Origin of the sequence: Rhodococcus parequi, assembly GCF_046042785.1 — a bacterium.
Taxonomy (GTDB): domain Bacteria; phylum Actinomycetota; class Actinomycetes; order Mycobacteriales; family Mycobacteriaceae; genus Prescottella; species Prescottella parequi.
The window spans coordinates 1-20,002 of sequence record NZ_JBDLNV010000005.1 but is presented as its reverse complement, the minus strand read 5'-3'; the positions used below and the strand labels follow the sequence as shown (position 1 = coordinate 20,002).

The window sequence follows — 20,002 nt, the reverse complement described above, 5'->3', positions numbered from 1 at the left end:
ATCATGGCGCGCATGTCGTCGTCGATCCACCTCGCCGATCCGACCGACCCGTCCCCCGCACCGGTGTCGACCAGCACCGTTCCGGCCCGGACGACCGCGTTCCGCCCCGACATCGAGGGCCTGCGCGCGGTCGCGGTGCTGGCCGTCGTGCTGTTCCACGCGGGCGTACCCGGCATCGGCGGCGGGTTCGTCGGTGTCGACGTGTTCTTCGTCGTCTCCGGGTTCCTCATCACCGGGTTGCTGTGGCGGGACGTGACGGCCACCGGCACCGTCCGGGTGGCCCGGTTCTACGGCGCCCGCGCCCGACGACTACTGCCCGCCGGGACGCTCGTACTGGTCGTCACCGCGATCGGTTCGGCGCTGATCCTGCCGCCGCTGCAGGCGCGCGACGCCCTCCGCGACGGGATCGCCAGCGCGCTGTACGTCGGCAACTACCGGTTCGCGGCGACCGGCACCGACTACCTCGCGGCGGACGCTCCGCCGTCCCCGTTCCAGCACTACTGGTCGCTGGGTGTCGAGGAACAGTTCTATCTGCTGTGGCCGGCGCTGATCATCGGGACGGCGTGGCTCGTCCGACGGCGCGGCGGCGACCGCTCGCCGTCCGTGCTGCCGCACCTGCTGGTGCTCGCGGCGGTCGCGGTCGCATCGTTCGCGGTGTCGCTGGGCTGGACGGACACCCGGCCGCCGTGGGCGTTCTTCGCGCTGCCCTCGCGCGCATGGGAACTGGCGGTCGGCGGGCTCGTCGCGCTCTCGGTGCCGTTGTGGCGGCTGCTGCCGAGGCGCGCCGCGGCCGTCGCGGGGTGGTCGGGTCTGGCCCTGATCGTGTTCGCTGCCGTGCGCGTGGGCGAGACGACGCCCTACCCCGGAACCGCCGCACTGCTACCGGTCCTGGGGACCGCGCTCGTCATCGGCGCGGGTTGCGCCGCAGCGACGTCCGGTGTCGGACGCTGGTTGTCGCTGCCCCCGATGCGTGCGATCGGACGACTCTCGTATTCGTGGTACCTGTGGCACTGGCCGCTGCTGATCCTCGTGCCCGTCATAGTCGGCCACGACTTGGACCTGGCGGGACGGCTGACGACGGTCGCGGTCTCCGTCGCGCTCGCCGCTCTGACGCTGAGGGTGGTCGAGAACCCCGTCCGCTTCGCCGCCGTGCTCCACGGATCGGCCGCGCGCAGCCTCGTTCTCGGCGCTGCGGTGACGGCGGTGGGCGTGTCCGCGTGCCTGGTGCCGGCGATGCTGCGTCCGGTGCCGGTCGGTCACGGCGCGGCGGCCGCCGCGCTGGCCGTCTCCGCGCCGGTGGTGGAGTCCGTCGCCGCGGCGGATCCGGACGACGTCGCCGTGGACCGATTGACCGCGCAGGTGCAGGCAGCGGTGGCGGCGTCGGACGGTGTGGACGCGGTCCCGTCGAACCTGTCCCCGGCGCTCGCCGACGCACCGGCCAGCAAGCCGACCGCGTTCCTCGACGGCTGTGTGCGCTCGTGGCTCGAGGTGGGGCAGGACGAGTGCGCGTCGGGCGACATCGCCTCACCCACGACGGTGGCGCTGGTGGGTGACTCGCACGCCGCGATGTGGGAACCGGCGTTCGAGACCGTCGCCGAGCAGCGGCATTGGCGACTCGAAACCCTCGGCAAGGTCACCTGTCCCCTGCTGGATCTGCCGCTGACCAGCCCGTACCTGGGCCGCGACTACACCGAGTGCGAGCAGTGGCGCGGCGAGGTCGTCGCGCGACTGCAGGACGAACGTCCGCAGCTGATCGTGCTGGGCATGTCCCGCCGGTACGGGGGCGACTTCGGGTTCACGACGTACGGCCGCGAATGGCTCGACAGCCTCACCCGGACGGTCGCTTTACTGCGGGCCACCGGCGCCGACGTGCTCGTTCTCGGCCCGGTGCCCGATCCGCATTCGACGGTCCCGACGTGTCTGTCCGCCCATCTCGACGACGCGACGGCCTGCACTCCCACGCGACCGACCGCGATGAACCCCTCCGGGATCGCCGCCGAGGCCGCGGCGACCGCATCCGGAGGCGGCCGGTACGCCGACCTCACCGAGCTGTTCTGCACCGCCGAGCGATGCCCCGTCATCGTCGGCAGAGACCTGGTGTTCCGCGACGACAACCACCTCACCGTCGAGCACGCCGAGGCGCTCTCCCCGGTGATCGGCGCGCTCACCGATCGCGTGCTCGCCGGCGGCTGATCGGCCCGGTTCCGCTTGGGTGCCGCCACGATCGGGTGTGCAATGGACAGGTGAGCACCGAGGTCGCGTTCGACGTCGACGGAGTGCACCTGTCGGGCGCACTCACCGAACCGGTCGGGCCGCTGCCGGTGGTCGTGTTCGCGCACGGCAGCGGTAGCGGGCGGTTCAGTCCCCGCAACCGACTGGTCGCCGAGCTGCTGCAGGACGCCGGCCTGGGCACGCTGTTGTTCGACCTGCTCGCCGCCGCCGAGGAGGGGGACCGGAGTCTGGTGTTCGACATCCCGCTGCTCGCGTGCCGGCTGCTCGAGGTGACCGCGCAGCTGCGCGAGCGGGCGTCGTCGATCGCCTACTTCGGGGCGAGCACCGGGGCGGCTGCTGCCCTGCACGCGGCCGCCGAGAAGGGCAACGACGTCTCCGCGGTCGTCTCGCGCGGCGGCCGACCCGACCTGGCCGGTTCGCGCCTGTCGATGGTGCGCGCGCCGACGTTGCTGCTGGTCGGCTCGCTCGACACCGCAGTCATCGAACTGAACCGGCAGGCCGCACGGCTGCTCGAGTGCGAGCACACGGTGGAGATCGTGCCGGGCGCGACGCATCTCTTCGAGGAACCCGGCACCCTCGCTGTCGTCGCCGAGCGTGCCCGCGAGTGGTTCGTCGCGCACTCGTCCGGATCGTGAACCTCCCGCGCGCAAGTCCGCGCCGGCGGGCACCGGACGGCACACTGGTACCCATGACTGTCGACCGCGAACAACCCGCACCGGAGCACCGTCGCCCCGAGGGCGTCACCGACGCCACCGTCGAAGCCGTCGGCAAGCTGTCCGAAGCCCTCGAAACGGTCGAGCAGGCCCGCGGCCACCTGTATGCGTTCCACCAGTTGATGGGCCGGGCCGATCTGCAACTCGGCGACGCGGTCGAGAAACTGGCCGCGTCCGGGCACGCGGCGGCCGCGGATCGGCTGCAGACGGCGATGGTGGGGCGCAACGTCATCGAGGGACGCTGGACCTTCCAGGTCGTCGAGGAATTCGACGACGGCTACTGGTCCGAGTTCCGCGAGCACGAGAAGGCCGTGCGCGCAGCACTGCTCGACGGACGCCGGCACCTGTTCGAGGCCGAGATGAAGGAGGCGCGGCGCACGAAGGACCGGGGCGGGCACGAGGCGCGACCCGCCCCCGAGCAGTAACGCCCGCCGCGATCGAAGTGGAGAGGAACGAACGTGGAAATTCTCAGCAGCAGAACGATTCTGCGCCCCCGGGACTACGAGGTGACGCTGGCGTTCTATCGGGATGTGCTGGGGTTGGCCATCGCCCGCGAGTACCCGGGCGGGACGGTGTTCTTCGCGGGTCAGGGTCTGATCGAGGTGAGTGCGCACGGCGGGACCGGCCTCGACAACCGCTTCTCGGGGGCGTTGTGGCTGCAGGTGCGCAACCTGGCGGACGTGCAGGCGGAGCTGGTCCGGGCGGAGGTGCCGATCGTGCGTGAGGCGCGGCAGGAGCCGTGGGGTCTGCACGAGATGTGGATCGCCGACCCGGACGACATCCCGATCGTGATGGTGCAGATCCCCGAGGACCATCCGATCCGCCGCGACCTGCGCTGAGACCGGACGGCCCGCACAGACGGAAGCCGGGTCCGACGCCCTCTCCCCCGATGAGGCGTCGGACCCGGCAGTTTCGGGTGTCGACTACTTCGACAGCGCCGCCGCGATCTGATCGGCCTGCGCCTGGCCCTCGTGCAGCTGACGCAGCAGCCACAGACGCAGGACGCGGGCGACCGCGCCCGCCAGGTAGAGGGCACCGCCGATCACGGTCAGCGCGAGGAACGCGGTGGCCAGGATCTGGTACGACGCGATGTCGCGCAGGTCGCTCTGTGTGAGCGACGAGATGTAGACGACGAATGCGGCGATGACACCGACGACCATGAGCGCGATGCCGGCGATGCGGGCGGCGCCGTCACCACGGGACTGGCCGGTCTTGAGCTTGAGATCGTCGACGTCGGACTTGAACTGGGCGCGACGCTCGTCTGCGAGAGTGGTCATCGTCATCCTCCTAGGTAGCTGTTGGAAAGTTCGTTCTCGATTTCGTCGGGTGCCCCGACGCGGACCACTCGTCCGTGGAGCATGAGCGCTGCGCGATCGGCGATCGGCAGCACGGCGCGGGCGAACTGCTCGGCCACCAGGATCGTCAGGCCCTCGTCGACCAGTTGGCCGACGATGTCGTACATCTGCGAGACGATCCGCGGGGCCAGACCCATCGACAGTTCGTCGAGCAGAAGCACGGTGGGATCGGTTCCCAGTGCCCGGGACAGCGCCAGCATCTGCTGCTCACCGCCGGACATCGATCCGGCCAACTGGTTCTTGCGCTTGCCGAGGATCGGGAACCGGTTGTAGGCGATCTCCTCGAGCTTCGCCAGACCCGCTCCGGTTCCCGTTGCGATCCAGAGGTTCTCGCGCACCGTGAGGTTCGCGAAGATGCCGCGACCTTCCGGGATCGAACACACGCCGAGCTTGGCGAGATCGGACGCCTCGGCGCCGTTGACGCACCGCCCGGCCATGCGCAGCTCGCCCTGGGCGATCGGCAGGATCCCGGAACAGATCTTGAGCGTCGAGGTCTTGCCGCCACCGTTGGGGCCGAGCAGCGCCATCACGGTGCCCGGCGCGACCGCGAGGTCCACGCCGTGCAGGACCTCGATCGGCCCGTAACCGGCTCGGACACCGGCCAATTCGAGCAGCGGCGTGGGAGCCTCGTGGCGGCCGCCCGGCGACTGCGCCGAGTTCGTGGTCACCGTCGCCATCACACCGCCTCCTCTGCCGTACCGATGTACGCGGCGATCACGGCCGGATCGTCGCGCACCTGCGCCGCGCTGCCCGACGCCAACACGGCGCCGTAGTCGAGCACGTGAATGTGCTTGCACAGCTTCATCACCAGCGGGATGTCGTGCTCGACGAGGCAGATCGCGAGGCCGTCCGCAGCCAGTTCCTGCAGCAGCTCCGCGAAGTCCTCGGTCTCCTGCTCGGTCTGACCGGAGGCCGGCTCGTCGAGCAGGAGCAGGCGCGGCGACGTCATCAGCGCACGTGCCGCCTCGACGACGCGGGCGCGGCCGGTCGGGATGTCGGAGACGTCCTTGTCCGCGACATCGGTGAGCTTGGTGAGCTCGAGGATGCGGTCGGTCTCCGCGTCGACGTCGATCCGGTTGCGGGTGTTCGACCGGTGGATGTCACCGGCCACGCGGATGTTGTCCCGCACCGACAGCGACAGGAACAGCTCGAGTCGCTGGAAGGTGCGCGCGAGTCCCTTGTTCGCACGCTTGGCGGGCGAGAGCCGGGTGACGTCGTGCCCGTCGAGCAGGATCTTGCCCGACGCCGGCTTCTGCAGTCCGGTGATCGTGTTGAACAGCGTCGTCTTGCCGGCGCCGTTCGGACCGATCAGGCCCGTGATGGCGCCGCTCTCGACCGTGATGCTGACGTCGTTGACGGCGACGTTGCCGCCGAACTTGACGGTGATTCCCCGCGTTTCGAGGATGGGGGTGTCAGGCATGGACGATCGCCTCCTTCGGCGTCGCGGCGGGCGCCGGTTCACCGAACTGCACCGACGTGGTGTGTTCGGTGACGCTCGCCGGCAGACCCAGTTCGCGGTCGAGTTCCGCCAGCCGCTCCTCGGAGTAGGGCTCGTCGACGCCGATCTCCTCGGGCGGCGTGCCGCGCTTCGCGGCAGCAGCCTCGGGACCGAGCACGGCCTCCGGCATGAACATCGGGCCGACGACCGGGAGCATGAACACCGTGACGATCGTGATCGTCGCGAACCACCAGTTGCCGAGAACACCGGCCAGGGAGAGCCCGTAGGCAATCGCCACGACGGCCGCGCCGCCGACGAGAACCGGCTTGGCGCCCCGCAGGTGGCGGTAGCCCTCGAGGACGTCGTGGACGACGCCGGACGGGTTCTTGCCGACACCGAGACCGATCAGCGCCGGGCTGACCGCGGCCAGGTGACCCATGAACGTCCACAGCCCCTCGAGTTCGGGCTGCGCCGCGCCGAGGTTGTTGAACGACACCATGATCACGGCGAAACCGACACCGGCCATGAGCCCGCCGAACAGTGCGCCGGTGACGTAGCCGATGCCGGCGACGACGGTGAGCATCAGGACGGTGAGGCTGATCATGATCGAGAAGTTCTCGTTCGAGACCGCGCCGATCGCGCTCGACATCAGGATGCCGCCGAGTCCGGCGATGCCGGCCGTGAGCATGAACACGCTGAGCTTGAGCTTGACGAGGTTCTGTCCGAGCATCGCGGCCGCGGCCGGGCTGTCCTTCATCGCGGCGAGACGGCGACCGTAGCCGCTGTTGCGGAGCGCGACGACACCGATCGCCAGGATCGTGAAGATGGCGGTGACCGTCATGAGGAACGCCGTCTGGTTGCTCAGGTCGAGCGGGCCGACCTTCAGGGGCGGGATCGACAGGCTGCCACCGGTGAACAGCGAGAACTTGACGCCGAACAGTTCGTGTTCGGTGGTGTCGCGCAGCACCATGTTGCTCAGGAACACGCCGAACGCCATGGTCGCGAGCGCCAGATAGAGCCCGCGCAGGCGTAGCGCCGGGAGCGCGACCAGGCCGCCGATGACGGCCGCGACGAGGGTGCCGATGATCAGCCCCCACAGCGTCAGTCGCGTCGCGAGACCACTGCCGGACGTGCCGAAGTGGTAGGCGACGATGGTCGAGATGGCGCCGAACGAGACGACCGCGAGGTTCATCTCGCCCGCGTAGCCCGTGAGCAGGGTCAGCGACAGCGCGATGATCGCGAACGACATGCCCAGCGTGAGCGTGGTGACGGCGGACTCGACCATGAGCAGTCGGATCATGTAGACGATCACCAGCAGCGCGGCGCCCCAGGCGACCGCCTTGCGCACCGTCGGGACGGTGTACCGCTCACGGGTGCGAACGGCGGCACCGCGCAGACGATCCTGCGGCAACACGATGAGGACGACGAACAGCGCGATCATCGGCAGCGAGACACGCAGATTGGACGTCCACGTCCACTCGGACGGGAAGTACCCGAGCACGTACGTCCCGGCCAGGCCGAGGACGATCGCGCCGACGAAGGTGCGCGGGATGCTGCGCAGCCGGCCGAACATGGCGGCGGCGAACGCGTCGATCACGAGCAGGGTCAGCAGGTTCGCCTCGAGCGTGCCGCCACTGATCGGTGTGATCAGGATGCCGGCGACGACTGCGAGCGTGGAGCCGAGCGCCCACGAGAAGGCCGCGATCCGCTCGGGATTGTGACCGTTGAGGCGCAGCAGGTCCGGGTCGTCGACGACACCACGCATCGAGACACCCAGGCGGGTGCGGGTGAACAGGAACCGCAGGCCGACGGCGATCAGCACGGCTGCGACGAGGCAGATGACCTCGTGCATGTGCACGGTGGCGCCGAAGAACGAGAATCGGCTCTCGTCGCCGAAGAACATCTTGACGGTCCGCGGGTCCTCGGGATGCCAGAACCAGTGGGACAGCGACACGCCACCGAGGAGGATCGACACCGTGACGACGATCTTGGTGACCTCGGCGGTGTCACGCAGGCCGCGCATGATCAGCGCGTACAGGAGCAGACCCATGAGCGGTCCGGCGACGCCGACCGTCAGCAGCAGGGCCAGAGGTGTCGGCAGATCCCAGCCGTAGCGGAACTGCCAGTAGAGGAATGCACCGAGCATCGCCTGCGCACCGTGCGCGAAGTTGAAGATGCCGGACGTGTTGTAGGTGAGTACCAGCCCGGAGGCGGCGATTGCGTACACCGAGCCCAGGACGAGACCCAGGATCGTGAACGTCACGAAAGTGTCCATCTGGAAACCCTCAGTAAGGATGGACGCGGCGCCCCGGGGCGGTGGCCCGGGGCGCCGCGTTCATCGGTGGGAGTTGATGCCGGCGGTCGATCACCTGTAGGCGTCGACCGGACGGCGAGCTGGATCAGGCCTTGGGCGTGATCACGTTCGGGTTCAGGTACTTGGTCGCGACGCGGTCCTCGTTGAGCTCGGTGCCCCACGTGGCCTTGTCGGTCTTGATCAAGTACTCCGGGTCGCACTTGAACTCGCCCTTGTCGGCGGGGAACGCCTGCGAGTAGTCGGCGCCCTTCAGCGAGACCATGAGTCCGCACTGCGCGGGGATGTTGGCGCCCGGGTCCATCGTGGCGTGCAGGCCGCCACCGTCCCACTCGTGGATCTGCGACAGCTCGTCGATCATGCACTGGCGGGTCAGATCGGAGCCGCACTCCTTGGCCGCGGTGGCCCACAGCAGGAACGACGACGTCGCCTGCATACCGAGCAGCGCGGTCTTGCCGCCGCCCGCGGTCACGAGATCCTTGTACTGCTTCACGGCCGGATCGTTGTCGTTCTCGAGCATCTGGAAGGCCATGCCGGCGTTCAGGTTGTCGAGCAGACCGCTGTCCTTGTTGAAGGCCTGGGCGGAGTTCGCGTACCAGGTGGCCTCACCGAAAATGATCGGGTCGAGACCTGCCTGGTCGACGGCCTTGAAGAAGTTGAACTCGTTCGGGACCGGCGAACGCGAGGTCCACATGCCCTTGGCGCCGCACTGCTTGATCTTCTCCGCGAACGGGACGTAGCTGGCCTCGCCCTCGTAGTTGAGGACGACGCCGCAGTCCTTGAGGTTGAAGCCGGCGGCCTTCGCCATCGACGACGTCTTCGCGAGCGAGGTGATGATCGACGGCATCGTCGAGCCGATGAGCGTGAAGTCGTTCTTCATGTCGGGGTGCATCTCGCCCATCTGGAACCACGCCGAGGCGTTGGCGATGTCGACGGGGAAGGGCACACCCTGGTAGGACATCGGACCGTTCGCGGCGTCCGGGGACACCGTGAAGCCCGGCACGGCGGCCATGTTGCAGGCCACGCGCGTCTGCTCGGCGGTCGCATCCATGGCGAATCCGTGGCCGACCATCATGAACTCGGAACGGCACGCGTCCTGCATGACTGCGTTCGCCTGCGTCATCGCGGCGTCGTAGTCGGTGCCCACGATCTTGCGGCCGTTGATGCCGCCCTGCTCGTTGCACCACTTGATCATCGCGGTGACGGCGTCGGACATCTCCTTGTTGAGACCCGGGCTCTTCGCGTAGCCGCGGTCGTCGCCGTAGCCGATCTTGATCTCGGTGTCGGAGACACCCTGCTCGGTCGCGCCCTTCGCGTCGCCCTCGCCGCAGGGCGATGCCAGCGTGCCGAACTCGGCGTCCGCGGACGAGGTGGACTTGCTGTTGCCCGAATCGCCGCTGCCCGGAACGACGGCGTCGCCGCCGCGGTCGCCGGCACAGGCCGAGACCAGGGCCGCGGTCGCGGCGAGCGCCACGACCAGCTTGGCTGTCTTGTTTCTCTTCACGGTCGGTGTTTCTCCTTCTCAGTGCCCGAGCGACCGGGCCGGGGTCGAACCAACAGAGCGAAAACCAGGGATGAGCTGCGGCGATGACACGCGTGCGGCCTCACCCGAGCGTTTCGCCAAAACTAGGTAAGGCAAATACTTTGCTTAGGTAAAGAAGGAAGGGAACGGCGCGCCCCGATCGCGCCGTGTTCCCGCCACCGACCTCTCCGAAAACTCCATCCACCGGGACAATTCGCTCCCGGTGGCGAGGACCGTAACGAGCGTCACACCCCCCACTGGAGGCCGGTCCCGGTGAGTGAGACCCCCGGGTGAGGCCCGACACACCGATTTCCGAAGGTGAGTGTCGACACACTCCGGCGACCGTCGTGCGAGGTGATAGCAGAATGTGGTGATGCGCACCGTCTGTTCGCCGGTTGCTCGCTGTACTTTTGCGCCTTCGATACGCACAATTCGCTTGTGACCGCAGAGCTCGTCGTTCTCTTGGTAGTGGTCGTCACTGCCCTCGCTTTCGATTTCACGAACGGCTTCCACGACACCGGAAATGCGATGGCCACGTCCATCGCCACCGGCGCACTACGACCGAAGGTCGCAGTGGCACTCTCTGCAACCCTCAACCTGGTCGGCGCGTTCCTCTCCGTCGAGGTCGCGGCCACGGTCGCGAAAGGTGTGGTCAACCTCGGATCCGTCAGCGGCGAGGCGCTGCTGCTGATCGTGTTCGCAGGCCTCGTCGGCGGCATTCTCTGGAACCTTGCGACATGGCTGTTCGGGATGCCGTCCAGCTCCTCGCACGCTCTCTTCGGCGGCCTCATCGGCGCCGCCATCGCCTCGATCGGTATGAACGGCGTCGAATGGGGCGGCGTGATGGGCAAGGTCATCCTGCCCGCGCTGCTGGCCCCCGTCGTCGCGGCGCTCGTCGCCGCCGTCGGCACCAAGCTGATCTACCGCATCACCCACGCCGTTCCCGAGGACACCAAGAGCAAGGGCTTCCGCATCGGGCAGGTCGGCACCGCGTCGCTCGTCTCGCTCGCCCACGGCACCAACGACGCCCAGAAGACGATGGGCGTGATCTTCCTGGCGCTCGTTGCGCACGGTTCCATCTCCGCGGACGCCGAGATGCCGTTCTGGGTCAAGCTCAGCTGCGCCGTCGCGATCGCGCTCGGCACCTACCTGGGCGGCTGGCGGATCATTCGCACCCTGGGCAAGGGCCTGGTCGAGATCGCCGCGCCGCAGGGCATGGCGGCCGAGTCGTCGTCGGCCGCGATCATTCTCACGTCGAGCCACCTGGGTCTGCCGCTGTCGACCACCCACGTCGCGACCGGGTCGATCCTCGGCACCGGCCTGGGACGTCGGGGCGCCGAGGTGCGCTGGGGCGTGGCCGGTCGGATGGCCGTCGCGTGGCTGATCACGCTCCCGTCCGCCGGCATCGTCGGCGCGATCTGCTGGGCGTTGGCCCATCTGATCGGCGGGCTCCCGGGCGTGCTCGTCGTGTTCGCGCTCCTCGTGGCCCTGTCGGTCTTCATGTACCTGCGCTCGCGTCGCCAGCCGATCGATCCCACCAACGTCAACGCCGAGTGGGAAGGCGGCCCGTCCGTCGGAACCGAGGGCACCGCGGCGGGATCCGAACTCCAGGCCGACGCCGACGCCACGACCCGCAGCAACCCCTGAGAGGAGACGACCGATGGATCTACTGACGCAGACCGCCAACTCGCTGTGGCAGGTCGTGCTCGTGGGGCTGCTCCTCGGCGCGGGCCTCCCGGCGATCTTCGCGCTGGGGCTCAAGTCACTGTCCGCGGGTGCGCGGACCAACCCGGACGGTACGTCGACGGCGACCACCGCCGGCAAGGTCGGCGCAGCCGCGTGCTTCGCCGTCGTGCTGATCGCGATCATCGCTGGGATACTGATGTTGATGCAGAACTTCCTGGCAAGCAGCTTCGGCATCCACGTCTTCTGAGCGGGGCCCCGACCGACCCCACCCCCGCTCCTTCGTGAAAGTGATCGCATCCGTGAACAGCAAGTATTCGCTCCGTTCGGTACTCGACTGGCTGCGCGCCGGCTATCCGGAGGGCATTCCGGCCAAGGATCACTTCGCCCTGCTCGCGGTGCTCGGTCGCCGCCTCACCGACGAGGAGATCGGACAGATCGTCGAACTGTCCATCGCGACGGCTCACGAACACCCCGATCGGTACGTCGACTACGACGCACTCAAGGGCATCATCGCCGGTGTCATCCACGAGGAGCCCACCGAGGAGGACGTCTGCCGAGTGACCGACCGCCTCGTCGCGGGCGGTTGGCCCGTCGTCGGCGACGACACCGACGGCACCGGGGCCGAGGCGGCCGCTGCCGACCACGGCCGGGAAACAGACAAGGAAGCACCGGACACCCGGAGCTGACGGACCGAGTTCAGGAGCACCATTGAGCCTGCCTCCGTTTCTCTCCTCGATCATCGACTGGCTGCGCGCCGGGTACCCCAACGGCGTGCCCGAGCAGGACTACGTGCCGCTGTTCGCCCTCCTCACCCGCCGACTGTCGGAGGAGGAGGTCGATCTGGTGACGGCAGCCCTCGTCGAGAACGGCGACCTTCCGATCTCGAAGACGGACATCCAGGTCCTGATCACCAAGATCACGAACGAGATGCCGCTCGAGTCCGACGTCGACCGTGTGCGCTCCCACCTCGCGGCCGGCGGCTGGCCGCTCGCCGGGCCCCCGCTCGGCTGACCTTCCGAGCCGCACTCGGCGCTCCGTGAAACGATCGACGGGTGAGTCCGCTGCTGCACCCGCTCCCCGTCCCGGCCGGCCCCGCGGTGGAGTCGATCCTGCCTCGGCTCGAGCGCGCGCTGCGCGGTGAGGGCCCGCCGCTACTGCCGGTACCGGAGAGCGACGCCCGCGAGAGTGCCCGGCTGGCGGACGCCCTGCGCCCCGGCGAACCGATCGACGACGTCCCCGATGCCGACGACGTCGCGCTCGTGATGGCGACGTCGGGCACCACCGGCGTCCCGAAGGGTGCACTCCTCACCTCTCGGGCACTGCGGGCGAGCGGCGACGCGACGCATCGCCGTCTCGGCGGTCCCGGCGCCTGGCTGCTGACGCTGCCCGCACACCACATCGCCGGCATGCAGGTGTTGCTGCGCGGCCTCCTCGCCGGCACCACCCCGGTGATCGTCGACGTGACGCAGGGTTTCGATCCGGCCGAACTGCCCGCGGCGGTCGCGGCGCTGACCGGGCCGCGCCGGTACACGTCTTTGGTTCCCACCCAGTTGGTCAAGGCGCTGGACGACCCGGCGGCCACCGCGGCGCTGGCCGATCTCGACGCCGTCATGCTCGGCGGCGCCGCCACCCCCCTCCCCCTGCTCCGCAGGGCCCAGGGTGCGGGGATCCGAGTCGTGCGGACGTACGGCATGAGCGAGACGTGCGGCGGGTGCGTGTACGACGGAATACCCCTCGACGGCGCGCAGGTCCGGATCGCCGACGACGGCCGGGTCCTGCTCGGCGGCCCGATGGTCGCGTCGGGTTACCGAGGACTGCCCGGCCACCCGGCGTTCGCGGAGCCGGGATGGTTCCGGACGGACGACGCCGGCGCCCTCGTCGACGGCGTCCTCACGATCCGCGGTCGGCTCGACGAGGCGATCTCGACCGGCGGGCTCACCGTCGTGCCGCAGGTGGTGGAGTCGGTACTCGCCGACCATCCGGCGGTGCGCGAGTGCGCCGTACTGGGTCTGCCCGACGATCGACTGGGGCAGCGCGTGGTGGCGGCGGTCGTGCCGGAGAACGGGCGCGTGCCGACCGCCGAGGAGTTGCGCGCTCACGTGAGCGAGGCACTCGACCCCACCGCGGCACCGCGCGAGATCCGGTTGGTCGATGCCCTGCCGCTGCGAGGGCCGGGGAAGATCGATCGCGAAGCCCTGCGGTCGGCCTGGAACCGTTAGGCCTCGAAGCGGTAACGACGACGAGTTTTCCCGGACCCCAGCGGGGCCGGATTCTCGCTCAGCGCACACCAATTGGCGTGGTCCGCACAGGTAGTTGAACAAGCAATTGAAAAGTCCAGACCCTCTCTGGACCGAGATGAAATCGTTATGAACACGCGAACACGCCCGCGTCGCACAGATATCCGCTGATCAATTGTCGTTACCGACCGGTAAGAACCGTTCTTAGGTTCCCTCGACCTGGGAGATTCCTTACCCGGGCACGGGCTATGTGTTGCGCAAAGTTGACGCAGGCCAGATGCTTTCGCAAGTGATCTTGGAAGTCGGGGACAAGGCGCCGCGGTCACTCTTCGCACGGATGTTTCCAACAAGGGGTAGTGAATGAACCTTCGAGCACGAAACCTGCTCGGCCGCAGCGCTATCGGTATTGCCGCCATTGCCGCCACCGGAATCGCCGCACCGGCCCTGGCCGGCGCGACGCCCGTCGTGAAGGCGCCGGTCGTCGACGCAACCGTGGCGGGCAACACCATCTCGGTCGCCGTGCAGAACACCAACACCGACTCCACGGTGACATGCGGTGCGGTGGTCGTGGTCGCGACGAAGATCTCCGAGCTCGAAGCCGATCCCGCCAAGCTCTTCCAGCCCGGTTTCGCGGCGTACCGCACGCCCACCGCGGAACGGGTCGCCGCGTCGAACACCAAGACCTTCACCACTGCGGATCTGACCAACGGCGCGTACGCCGCCTTCGGCGAGTGCGCCTCGAGCGCCGATCCGTCGCAGCCGAAGGTGAGCAAGGCGCCGATCGTGTCGGTTCCGGACAATGCCATGTTCGGCAGCCTGCAGAACGGTGCGTTCCAGGACATCCTCGATTTCGTCACCACGGGCGCGTTCGACAGCCTGATCGACGCGATCTCCGCCGGATCCTCGCAGCCGGTCCAGTAGGGGATCACCCAGTCGTGCGCGGCGGTTCGGACACCAGTCGGGGATGTCCGAGCCGCCGCGCATTGTTTCATCCGCAGAACGGTACGTCCGTACCGGATTCGATTGTTCGGATTCGCTTGCCAAAAACGGGTTCACCGTCGATGCTGTGCCGCAGGCGATCTTGATCGCGTCTCCGGTTCGAACGAACCGTTGATCGAGGAGCCGCTCCCCTACCACCCCGAAAGGCCACGATCATGCGTACCAACGCCACCGCTGTCCTCACCCGCGGCGCCGCCGGCCTGGCTGTTGCCGCGGCAGCTGCCCTGGCCGCCCCCGCGCTCGCGTCCGCCGAGCCCACGCCGCTCGTGCCGCCGACGGTGCAGACCGCGGTCGACGGCAACATCGTGACCGTCACGCTCACCAACCCGAACCTCGACCCCCTCAGCGGTTGCACCGCCGTCGCGGTCGACTCCGCCAAGGTACCGGCGCTGATGGACGATCCCACCAAGTTCCTCGAGCCCGGGTTCGTCTCCTGGACCAGTGGTGTCGAGGGCGTGATCGCCGGACAGACCAAGTCGTACACGACGCCCGAACTCAACGACGGCATCTACGCGTTCATCGGCGGCTGCGTCTCGGCCGGCGATCCCACCCGGCCCGCACTGGGCGATCCGTCGCTCGTGACGATCGGCAACCCGTTCGGCAGCCTCGGCGACCTCGGTGGCCTCACCGGCAGCCTCGGCGACCTCGACCTGGGCGGCCTGCTCGGTGGCCTGCTGAAGTAGCCTCGCGCTTCCCGGGAGCCGGGGCCTGGTGTCGTACACCGGGCCCCGGCTCCTTTCGTGTGCGCGGCCGTCCCGCGTGAGCACGTGCAAGCCGGGTGCAAGCGCGCTGCAAGCGGCTGCCGCCACTGTGAGGTCATGAACTTCGACACCTCACCCCCGGCCATCGAGGCCGTCGGGCTCGTCAAGACCTTCGGGCAGCAGCGCGCGGTCGACGGTGTGAGCCTCACCGTGCCGACCGGCGCGGTGTACGGCGTGCTCGGCCCCAACGGCGCCGGCAAGACCACGACCGTTCGCATGCTCGCGACCCTCCTGCGGCCCGACGGCGGCGAGGCCCGAATCTTCGGCCGCGACGTCGTCCGCGAATCGACCGCCGTCCGGTCCCTCGTCGGCGTCACCGGGCAGTACGCCTCGGTCGACGAAGACCTCACCGCGACAGAGAATCTCGTGATCTTCTCCCGGCTGCTGGGCCTCAGTCGCGGCGACGCCAGACGCAAGTCGACCGAACTGCTCGACGAGTTCGGGCTGACGGAGGCGGCGTCCAAGCCGTTGAAGAACTTCTCCGGCGGTATGCGGCGGCGTCTCGATCTCGCGGCCAGCCTCATCGCCCGTCCCCCACTGTTGTTCCTCGACGAACCGACCACCGGTCTCGATCCCCGGACCCGCGCCCAGATGTGGGACACGATCCGCCGGCTGGTCGCGGAGGGCTCGACGGTCCTGCTGACGACGCAGTATCTCGACGAGGCCGATCAGTTGGCCGACCGGATCGCGGTGATCGATCGCGGCAAGGTGATCGCCGACGGCACCGCCGACGAGTTGAAGGCGTCCGTGGGAACCTCGGCGTTGCAGCTCACACTCGCGGACCGCGACCGGATCGACGAGGCCCGCACCCTCATCTCCGCGACACTGGGCATCGAGGCGACCGTGACCCCCGAGTCGGGTCGCATCACGGCGCCGCTCGCGGACCCTTCGATCACCGCGGATCTTCTCGTGCGGTTGCGGGACCGTTCGATCGCCGTCGACGAGATCACCGTCTCCAAGCCCAGCCTCGACGAGGTCTTCCTCACCATCACCGGTCACGAGACCGCCGAAACCGAAGGGAGCGCCGCATGACGACGACCCTGACTTCGCCTGCACGGCAGGCGAACCCCCGCACGATCGAGGCCACCGAGCGTATCGGTCTACGCGAGGCGATCGCGCACAGCCTCACGCTGGCCTACCGCGGCCTGCTGAAGGTCAAGCACAACCCCGAGCAACTGTTCGACGTGGTGATCCAGCCGGTCATCTTCACGTTCATGTTCACCTACATCTTCGGCGGCGCGATCTCCGGTGACGTGAAGTCCTACCTGCCGATCATCATCCCGGGCATCCTGGTGCAGACCGTCATCACGGCGTCGATCGTGACGGGCACCCAACTGCGCGAAGACATGGACAAGGGCGTGTTCGACCGCTTCAAGTCGCTACCGATCGCACGGATCGCGCCCCTGTCGGGGGCACTCGTCGCCGACGTCGTGCGGTACCTCATCGCGACGACCATCACCCTCGTCGTCGGCATCGCGATGGGCTACCGGCCGGGTGGCGGATTCGTCGGCGTCGCGTGCGCCGCGCTGCTGGTCATGGTGTGCGCCTTCGCGATCAGCTGGATCTTCGCGCTCATGGGCGTGCTGATGAGCAAGGCCTCGTCCGTGCAGGGCACGTCGATGATGATCCTGTTCCCGCTCACCTTCATGTCCAACGCCTTCGTGCCTGCCGACACGATGCCGGGCTGGATGCAGGCGTTCGTGAACGTCAACCCGGTCTCGCATCTGGTGACGGCGGTGCGTGATCTCGCAAACGACGGCCACTTCGGCATCCACGCGGTGTGGGCACTGCTCGGTGCCGCGGTGATCGTCGCGATCATGGCACCCCTGACCGTGCGGATCTACATGCGCAAGGCCTGACCGGTCAGGAACTCCCCGCCACCAGGAGATCGAGGATCTCCAGGCGCGCGGCGGCGCGGGACGCCCCCTGGGCGGACTCCAGCGCCGCCGCGACGACGTCGTCGCCGAGGACGGTGCGTGCCGCATCGAGGTGGCGATCGAGACGCATCGACGGATAGTCCTGCCGTGCACGCACTCTCGTCGCCAGGGCGAGGAGCCGCAGGGCCCGGTCGGCGGCGCCGCGTCCGGTGGCGATGTGGAAGCTGCCGACGGCGCAGGCGACCGCCCCGGTCTGCGGCAGGTCCGGGTATCCCCTGGAACCCAGACGCGCCACGGCGCCCGCCTCGAGCCGCAGTGCCAGCTCGGCGATCGGTTCCGGGCGACCCGCGAGCACGTGTGCGTCCACGACGCCGGACACCACCATCAACTCGAACGGATCGGCCGGCAGGTCACCGTCGAGATCACCGGCGTACCCGGCTGCCCGGCGATACTCGGCGAGCCCGCGGTCGACCGCACCGACGGCGAGGTCGGCCTCCGCCGTGCTCGCCGACAGCGCGGCCTGGTTGTGCAGGTCGTGATCGCTGCTCGCGCCGCTGCTCGCCGCGCCGGAGTGCACGGGGGCGAGCGCCGCGAGTTCGGCGCGGGCGTCGGCGATACGGCCCGCACCGATCAGGGCCGCCACCAGGAAACCGCGCACCTGCAAGCTCTCGTCGTACAGGTGCATCGCCCACAGGATCTCGGCCGAACGCCGGTAGTACCCGATCGCCCGGCCGTAGCTCGCGGACTGCGCGTACAGACTGCCCAGGTGCTGGCACACCATCGCCAGGCCCCAGCTGTCGTTCGATTCCTCCGCGAGGACGAGTGCCCGTCGGGCGTCGGACTCGGAACCGAACAGATCCCCGTTGTTCTCGCGGAGATTGGCCCGCGCGACCAGCGCGGAACTGCGCGCCCCGGGATCGGCCGAGCGCACTGCCTTCGCGAGCATCCGCGCCAGCCCGCGCCCCGACCCGGGCACCAGCAGCAGCCGGGCGTACATGCGGGACGACTCGCTGATGTCGGTCCGAGTGGCGAGCAGGCGGCGCAGCCGGGTCCGGGCGATCGCGACCGCACGCGGCTTGCCGCCCATCGCCATGTGGGAGGCGGCCAGCACGTACGCGGACGCCAGGAGATCGCCCGGGACATCCTCGGGGTCGAAGCCGGAGGTGTCGAGTTCGAGAAGCCGCGGCACCCACGTGAAGACCTCGGAGTGCGCGCCCCGCATCGACCACATCCCGCCGATCACCGGGAAGATCGTGAAGACCGCGCGGGCCAGTTGCTTCGAGTGCGCGTACCGCAGCACGGCGAGCAGGTTGTCGTGCTCGGCCTCCACCCGGTGGGCCGCCACGATCTGCCGCCCGGACATGAAGTCGTCGAACGCTTCTCGGGAAAAGCGCTCCGCCCAGTCGACGGTCCGGACGAGGACCTCGGCGGCCTCGTCGGCGTCCGACTGCTCCTCGCCGAACTCCCGCACGGTCTCGAGCATGTAGTAGCGCAGGCCCGGCATCTCGGGGTTCTCCGTGACCGACAGCATCGACTGGTTCACGAGCCCCTCGAGGGCGTCGGCGACCTCGCCGATCTCGCCCCACTGCGCGACCGCCTCCGCGGCGCCGGCGGTGAAACCACCGGGGAATCGGCACAATCGGCGCAGCGCGGCACGCTCCGGATCCTCGAGCAGGTTCCAGCTCCACTCGATCACCGCGTGCAGGGTGCGGTGCCGCTCGGGCGACGTGCGGTCCCCGGAGCGCAGCAGCGCGAATCTGTCGACGAGACGGGCGTTGATCTCCTCGACGCTCATCGTGCGGGCCCGGGCGGCGGCGAGTTCGATCGCCAGCGGCAGGCCGTCGAGCGTGCGGCACAGTCGCTCCACCTCGCCGCGGTCGAGGCGCACCGAGGGCCGCACCGCGAGCGCCCGTGCCCGGAACAGCTCGATTGCCGGGGATCCGTCGTCGCCGATCGCCAACGGCGGCAACGGATACACCGACTCGGCGGTGATCGCCATCGGCGCGCGGCTGGTTGCGAGGACCGTCAGATGCGGGCTCGCGAACACGAGGTCGGACACCACGTCGGCGACATCGTCGATCAGGTGCTCGCAGTTGTCGAGGATCAACAACATCGGTCTGGCCGACAGCGCGTCCCGCAACCGCTGACGCGCGTCGTGGATACGGGCGCGGGTGAGACCGCCCGGGGTGAGATCGTTCTCGCTCAGGCCGAGGGTGCTGCTGATGGCTGCGATCAGGTCCTCGCCGCTGCGCAGCGGCGCGAGTTCGACGAGTGCCACCGGCATCCGCGCCGACACCTCGTCGCCGAGCGCATGCGCCACCCGGGTCTTGCCGGTCCCGCCGGGGCCGAGCACCGTCACGACGCGCGACGACGCGAGCAGCAGCTCGAGGGCGGCCAGATCGGCTGTGCGCCCCAGCAGCGGGTTGGGGGCGGCCCGGAGGCCGATCCTGTTCGGCAGCAGACGCGTCGCGTCCTCGGCGCCGGCGGCCGACTCGGCCTCGGCCGCCGTCCCGGCGGCCTCGTGTCCACCACGCAGGATCGTCGCGTTGAGGTCGACCAGGCGGGCGGACGGGTCGACGCCCAGCCGGTCCGCGAGCCGGCCCCGCAACCCCGCGAACACCTCGAGCGCCTCGTTGGGCCGTCCCGCGCCGAGCAGGCACTCCATGAGCAGGGCGTGCGCGCCCTCGTCGAGCGGCGACGCCCCGGCCGCGGCCCGCGCGATCGGCAGCGCGTCGTGGAACCGTCCGGCAGCGACGAGCGCCGCGAGTTCGACGGCGTCGAGTGCGCTGCGGTGCGCCGCCGCCTCGTTCGCCAGATCGTCGGCGAGATCGCCGTCGGGCATGTCGGCGCCGGGTTCGCCGCGCCACAGCG

At 69.2% G+C, this 20,002-nt stretch carries 19 protein-coding genes; 13 read left to right on the top strand and 6 right to left on the bottom strand.

Going from position 1 to position 20,002, the window contains the following annotated elements; all coding sequences use genetic code 11:
* Nucleotides 1-3: 3 nt before the first annotated feature.
* The 4 genes from ABEU20_RS14690 to ABEU20_RS14675 are packed head-to-tail and all read left to right on the top strand — an operon-like array spanning nt 4 to nt 3,784.
* On the top strand, nt 4-2,193 hold the full coding sequence (locus ABEU20_RS14690) for an acyltransferase family protein (protein ID WP_420165158.1): 2,190 nt from the start codon (nt 4-6) through the stop codon (nt 2,191-2,193).
* Between the two features lie 50 nt (nt 2,194-2,243).
* Nucleotides 2,244-2,867 (top strand): dienelactone hydrolase family protein, encoded by a 624-nt coding sequence (locus tag ABEU20_RS14685; RefSeq protein WP_420165157.1) that lies wholly within the window; start codon nt 2,244-2,246, stop codon nt 2,865-2,867.
* Between the two features lie 53 nt (nt 2,868-2,920).
* Nucleotides 2,921-3,370, top strand: coding sequence for a hypothetical protein (locus ABEU20_RS14680; protein WP_420165156.1), 450 nt, complete (start codon nt 2,921-2,923; stop codon nt 3,368-3,370).
* Between the two features lie 33 nt (nt 3,371-3,403).
* A complete protein-coding gene (locus ABEU20_RS14675) occupies nt 3,404-3,784 on the top strand; it encodes a VOC family protein (RefSeq protein ID WP_420165155.1) in 381 nt (126 codons plus the stop codon).
* Between the two features lie 84 nt (nt 3,785-3,868).
* Here the strand turns inward: ABEU20_RS14675 and ABEU20_RS14670 are convergent, their stop codons facing one another.
* The 5 genes from ABEU20_RS14670 to ABEU20_RS14650 form a co-directional block, all read right to left on the bottom strand.
* Nucleotides 3,869-4,222, bottom strand: a complete 354-nt coding sequence (locus ABEU20_RS14670; protein ID WP_420165154.1) for a hypothetical protein — start codon at nt 4,220-4,222, stop codon at nt 3,869-3,871.
* A gap of 2 nt (nt 4,223-4,224) precedes the next feature.
* On the bottom strand, nt 4,225-4,977 hold the full coding sequence (locus ABEU20_RS14665; protein WP_420165153.1) for an ABC transporter ATP-binding protein: 753 nt from the start codon (nt 4,975-4,977) through the stop codon (nt 4,225-4,227).
* The gene (locus tag ABEU20_RS14660; protein WP_420165152.1) at nt 4,977-5,720 is read right to left on the bottom strand and encodes an ABC transporter ATP-binding protein; all 744 of its coding nucleotides are present in this window, start codon (nt 5,718-5,720) and stop codon (nt 4,977-4,979) included. Before ABEU20_RS14660 ends, ABEU20_RS14665 begins: the two co-directional genes overlap by 1 nt.
* The gene (locus tag ABEU20_RS14655; RefSeq protein ID WP_420165151.1) at nt 5,713-8,013 is read right to left on the bottom strand and encodes an ABC transporter permease; all 2,301 of its coding nucleotides are present in this window, start codon (nt 8,011-8,013) and stop codon (nt 5,713-5,715) included. Before ABEU20_RS14655 ends, ABEU20_RS14660 begins: the two co-directional genes overlap by 8 nt.
* A gap of 124 nt (nt 8,014-8,137) precedes the next feature.
* Nucleotides 8,138-9,553, bottom strand: coding sequence for an ABC transporter substrate-binding protein (locus tag ABEU20_RS14650; RefSeq protein ID WP_420165150.1), 1,416 nt, complete (start codon nt 9,551-9,553; stop codon nt 8,138-8,140).
* Between the two features lie 456 nt (nt 9,554-10,009).
* Between ABEU20_RS14650 and ABEU20_RS14645 the strand changes: the two genes are divergently transcribed.
* The 9 genes from ABEU20_RS14645 to ABEU20_RS14605 all read left to right on the top strand — a co-directional run bounded on the left by ABEU20_RS14645 (nt 10,010) and on the right by ABEU20_RS14605 (nt 17,113).
* Entirely contained in the window at nt 10,010-11,218 is a 1,209-nt protein-coding gene (locus ABEU20_RS14645) for an inorganic phosphate transporter (RefSeq protein WP_420165149.1), read from the top strand.
* A gap of 13 nt (nt 11,219-11,231) precedes the next feature.
* The gene (locus ABEU20_RS14640) at nt 11,232-11,504 is read left to right on the top strand and encodes a hypothetical protein (RefSeq protein ID WP_420165148.1); all 273 of its coding nucleotides are present in this window, start codon (nt 11,232-11,234) and stop codon (nt 11,502-11,504) included.
* Nucleotides 11,505-11,544: 40 nt separating this feature from the next.
* Nucleotides 11,545-11,943, top strand: a complete 399-nt coding sequence (locus ABEU20_RS14635) for a DUF3349 domain-containing protein (RefSeq protein ID WP_420165147.1) — start codon at nt 11,545-11,547, stop codon at nt 11,941-11,943.
* 22 nt (nt 11,944-11,965) lie between these two features.
* On the top strand, nt 11,966-12,268 hold the full coding sequence (locus ABEU20_RS14630) for a DUF3349 domain-containing protein (RefSeq protein WP_420165146.1): 303 nt from the start codon (nt 11,966-11,968) through the stop codon (nt 12,266-12,268).
* A gap of 41 nt (nt 12,269-12,309) precedes the next feature.
* Nucleotides 12,310-13,476, top strand: coding sequence for an o-succinylbenzoate--CoA ligase (gene menE / locus ABEU20_RS14625; RefSeq protein ID WP_420165145.1), 1,167 nt, complete (start codon nt 12,310-12,312; stop codon nt 13,474-13,476).
* A gap of 378 nt (nt 13,477-13,854) precedes the next feature.
* Nucleotides 13,855-14,415, top strand: a complete 561-nt coding sequence (locus tag ABEU20_RS14620) for a hypothetical protein (RefSeq protein WP_420165144.1) — start codon at nt 13,855-13,857, stop codon at nt 14,413-14,415.
* A 233-nt stretch (nt 14,416-14,648) separates the two neighbouring features.
* Nucleotides 14,649-15,176: a hypothetical protein gene (locus tag ABEU20_RS14615; protein WP_420165143.1), complete on the top strand. Its 528-nt coding sequence runs from the start codon at nt 14,649-14,651 to the stop codon at nt 15,174-15,176.
* A gap of 135 nt (nt 15,177-15,311) precedes the next feature.
* Nucleotides 15,312-16,286, top strand: coding sequence for an ATP-binding cassette domain-containing protein (locus ABEU20_RS14610; protein ID WP_420165142.1), 975 nt, complete (start codon nt 15,312-15,314; stop codon nt 16,284-16,286).
* The gene (locus tag ABEU20_RS14605) at nt 16,283-17,113 is read left to right on the top strand and encodes an ABC transporter permease (protein WP_420165141.1); all 831 of its coding nucleotides are present in this window, start codon (nt 16,283-16,285) and stop codon (nt 17,111-17,113) included. Before ABEU20_RS14610 ends, ABEU20_RS14605 begins: the two co-directional genes overlap by 4 nt.
* A gap of 4 nt (nt 17,114-17,117) precedes the next feature.
* On the opposite strand, the gene ABEU20_RS14600 is transcribed toward ABEU20_RS14605, so the two are convergent.
* On the bottom strand, nt 17,118-20,000 hold the full coding sequence (locus tag ABEU20_RS14600; RefSeq protein ID WP_420165140.1) for an ATP-binding protein: 2,883 nt from the start codon (nt 19,998-20,000) through the stop codon (nt 17,118-17,120).
* Between the last annotated feature and the right edge of the window lie 2 nt (nt 20,001-20,002).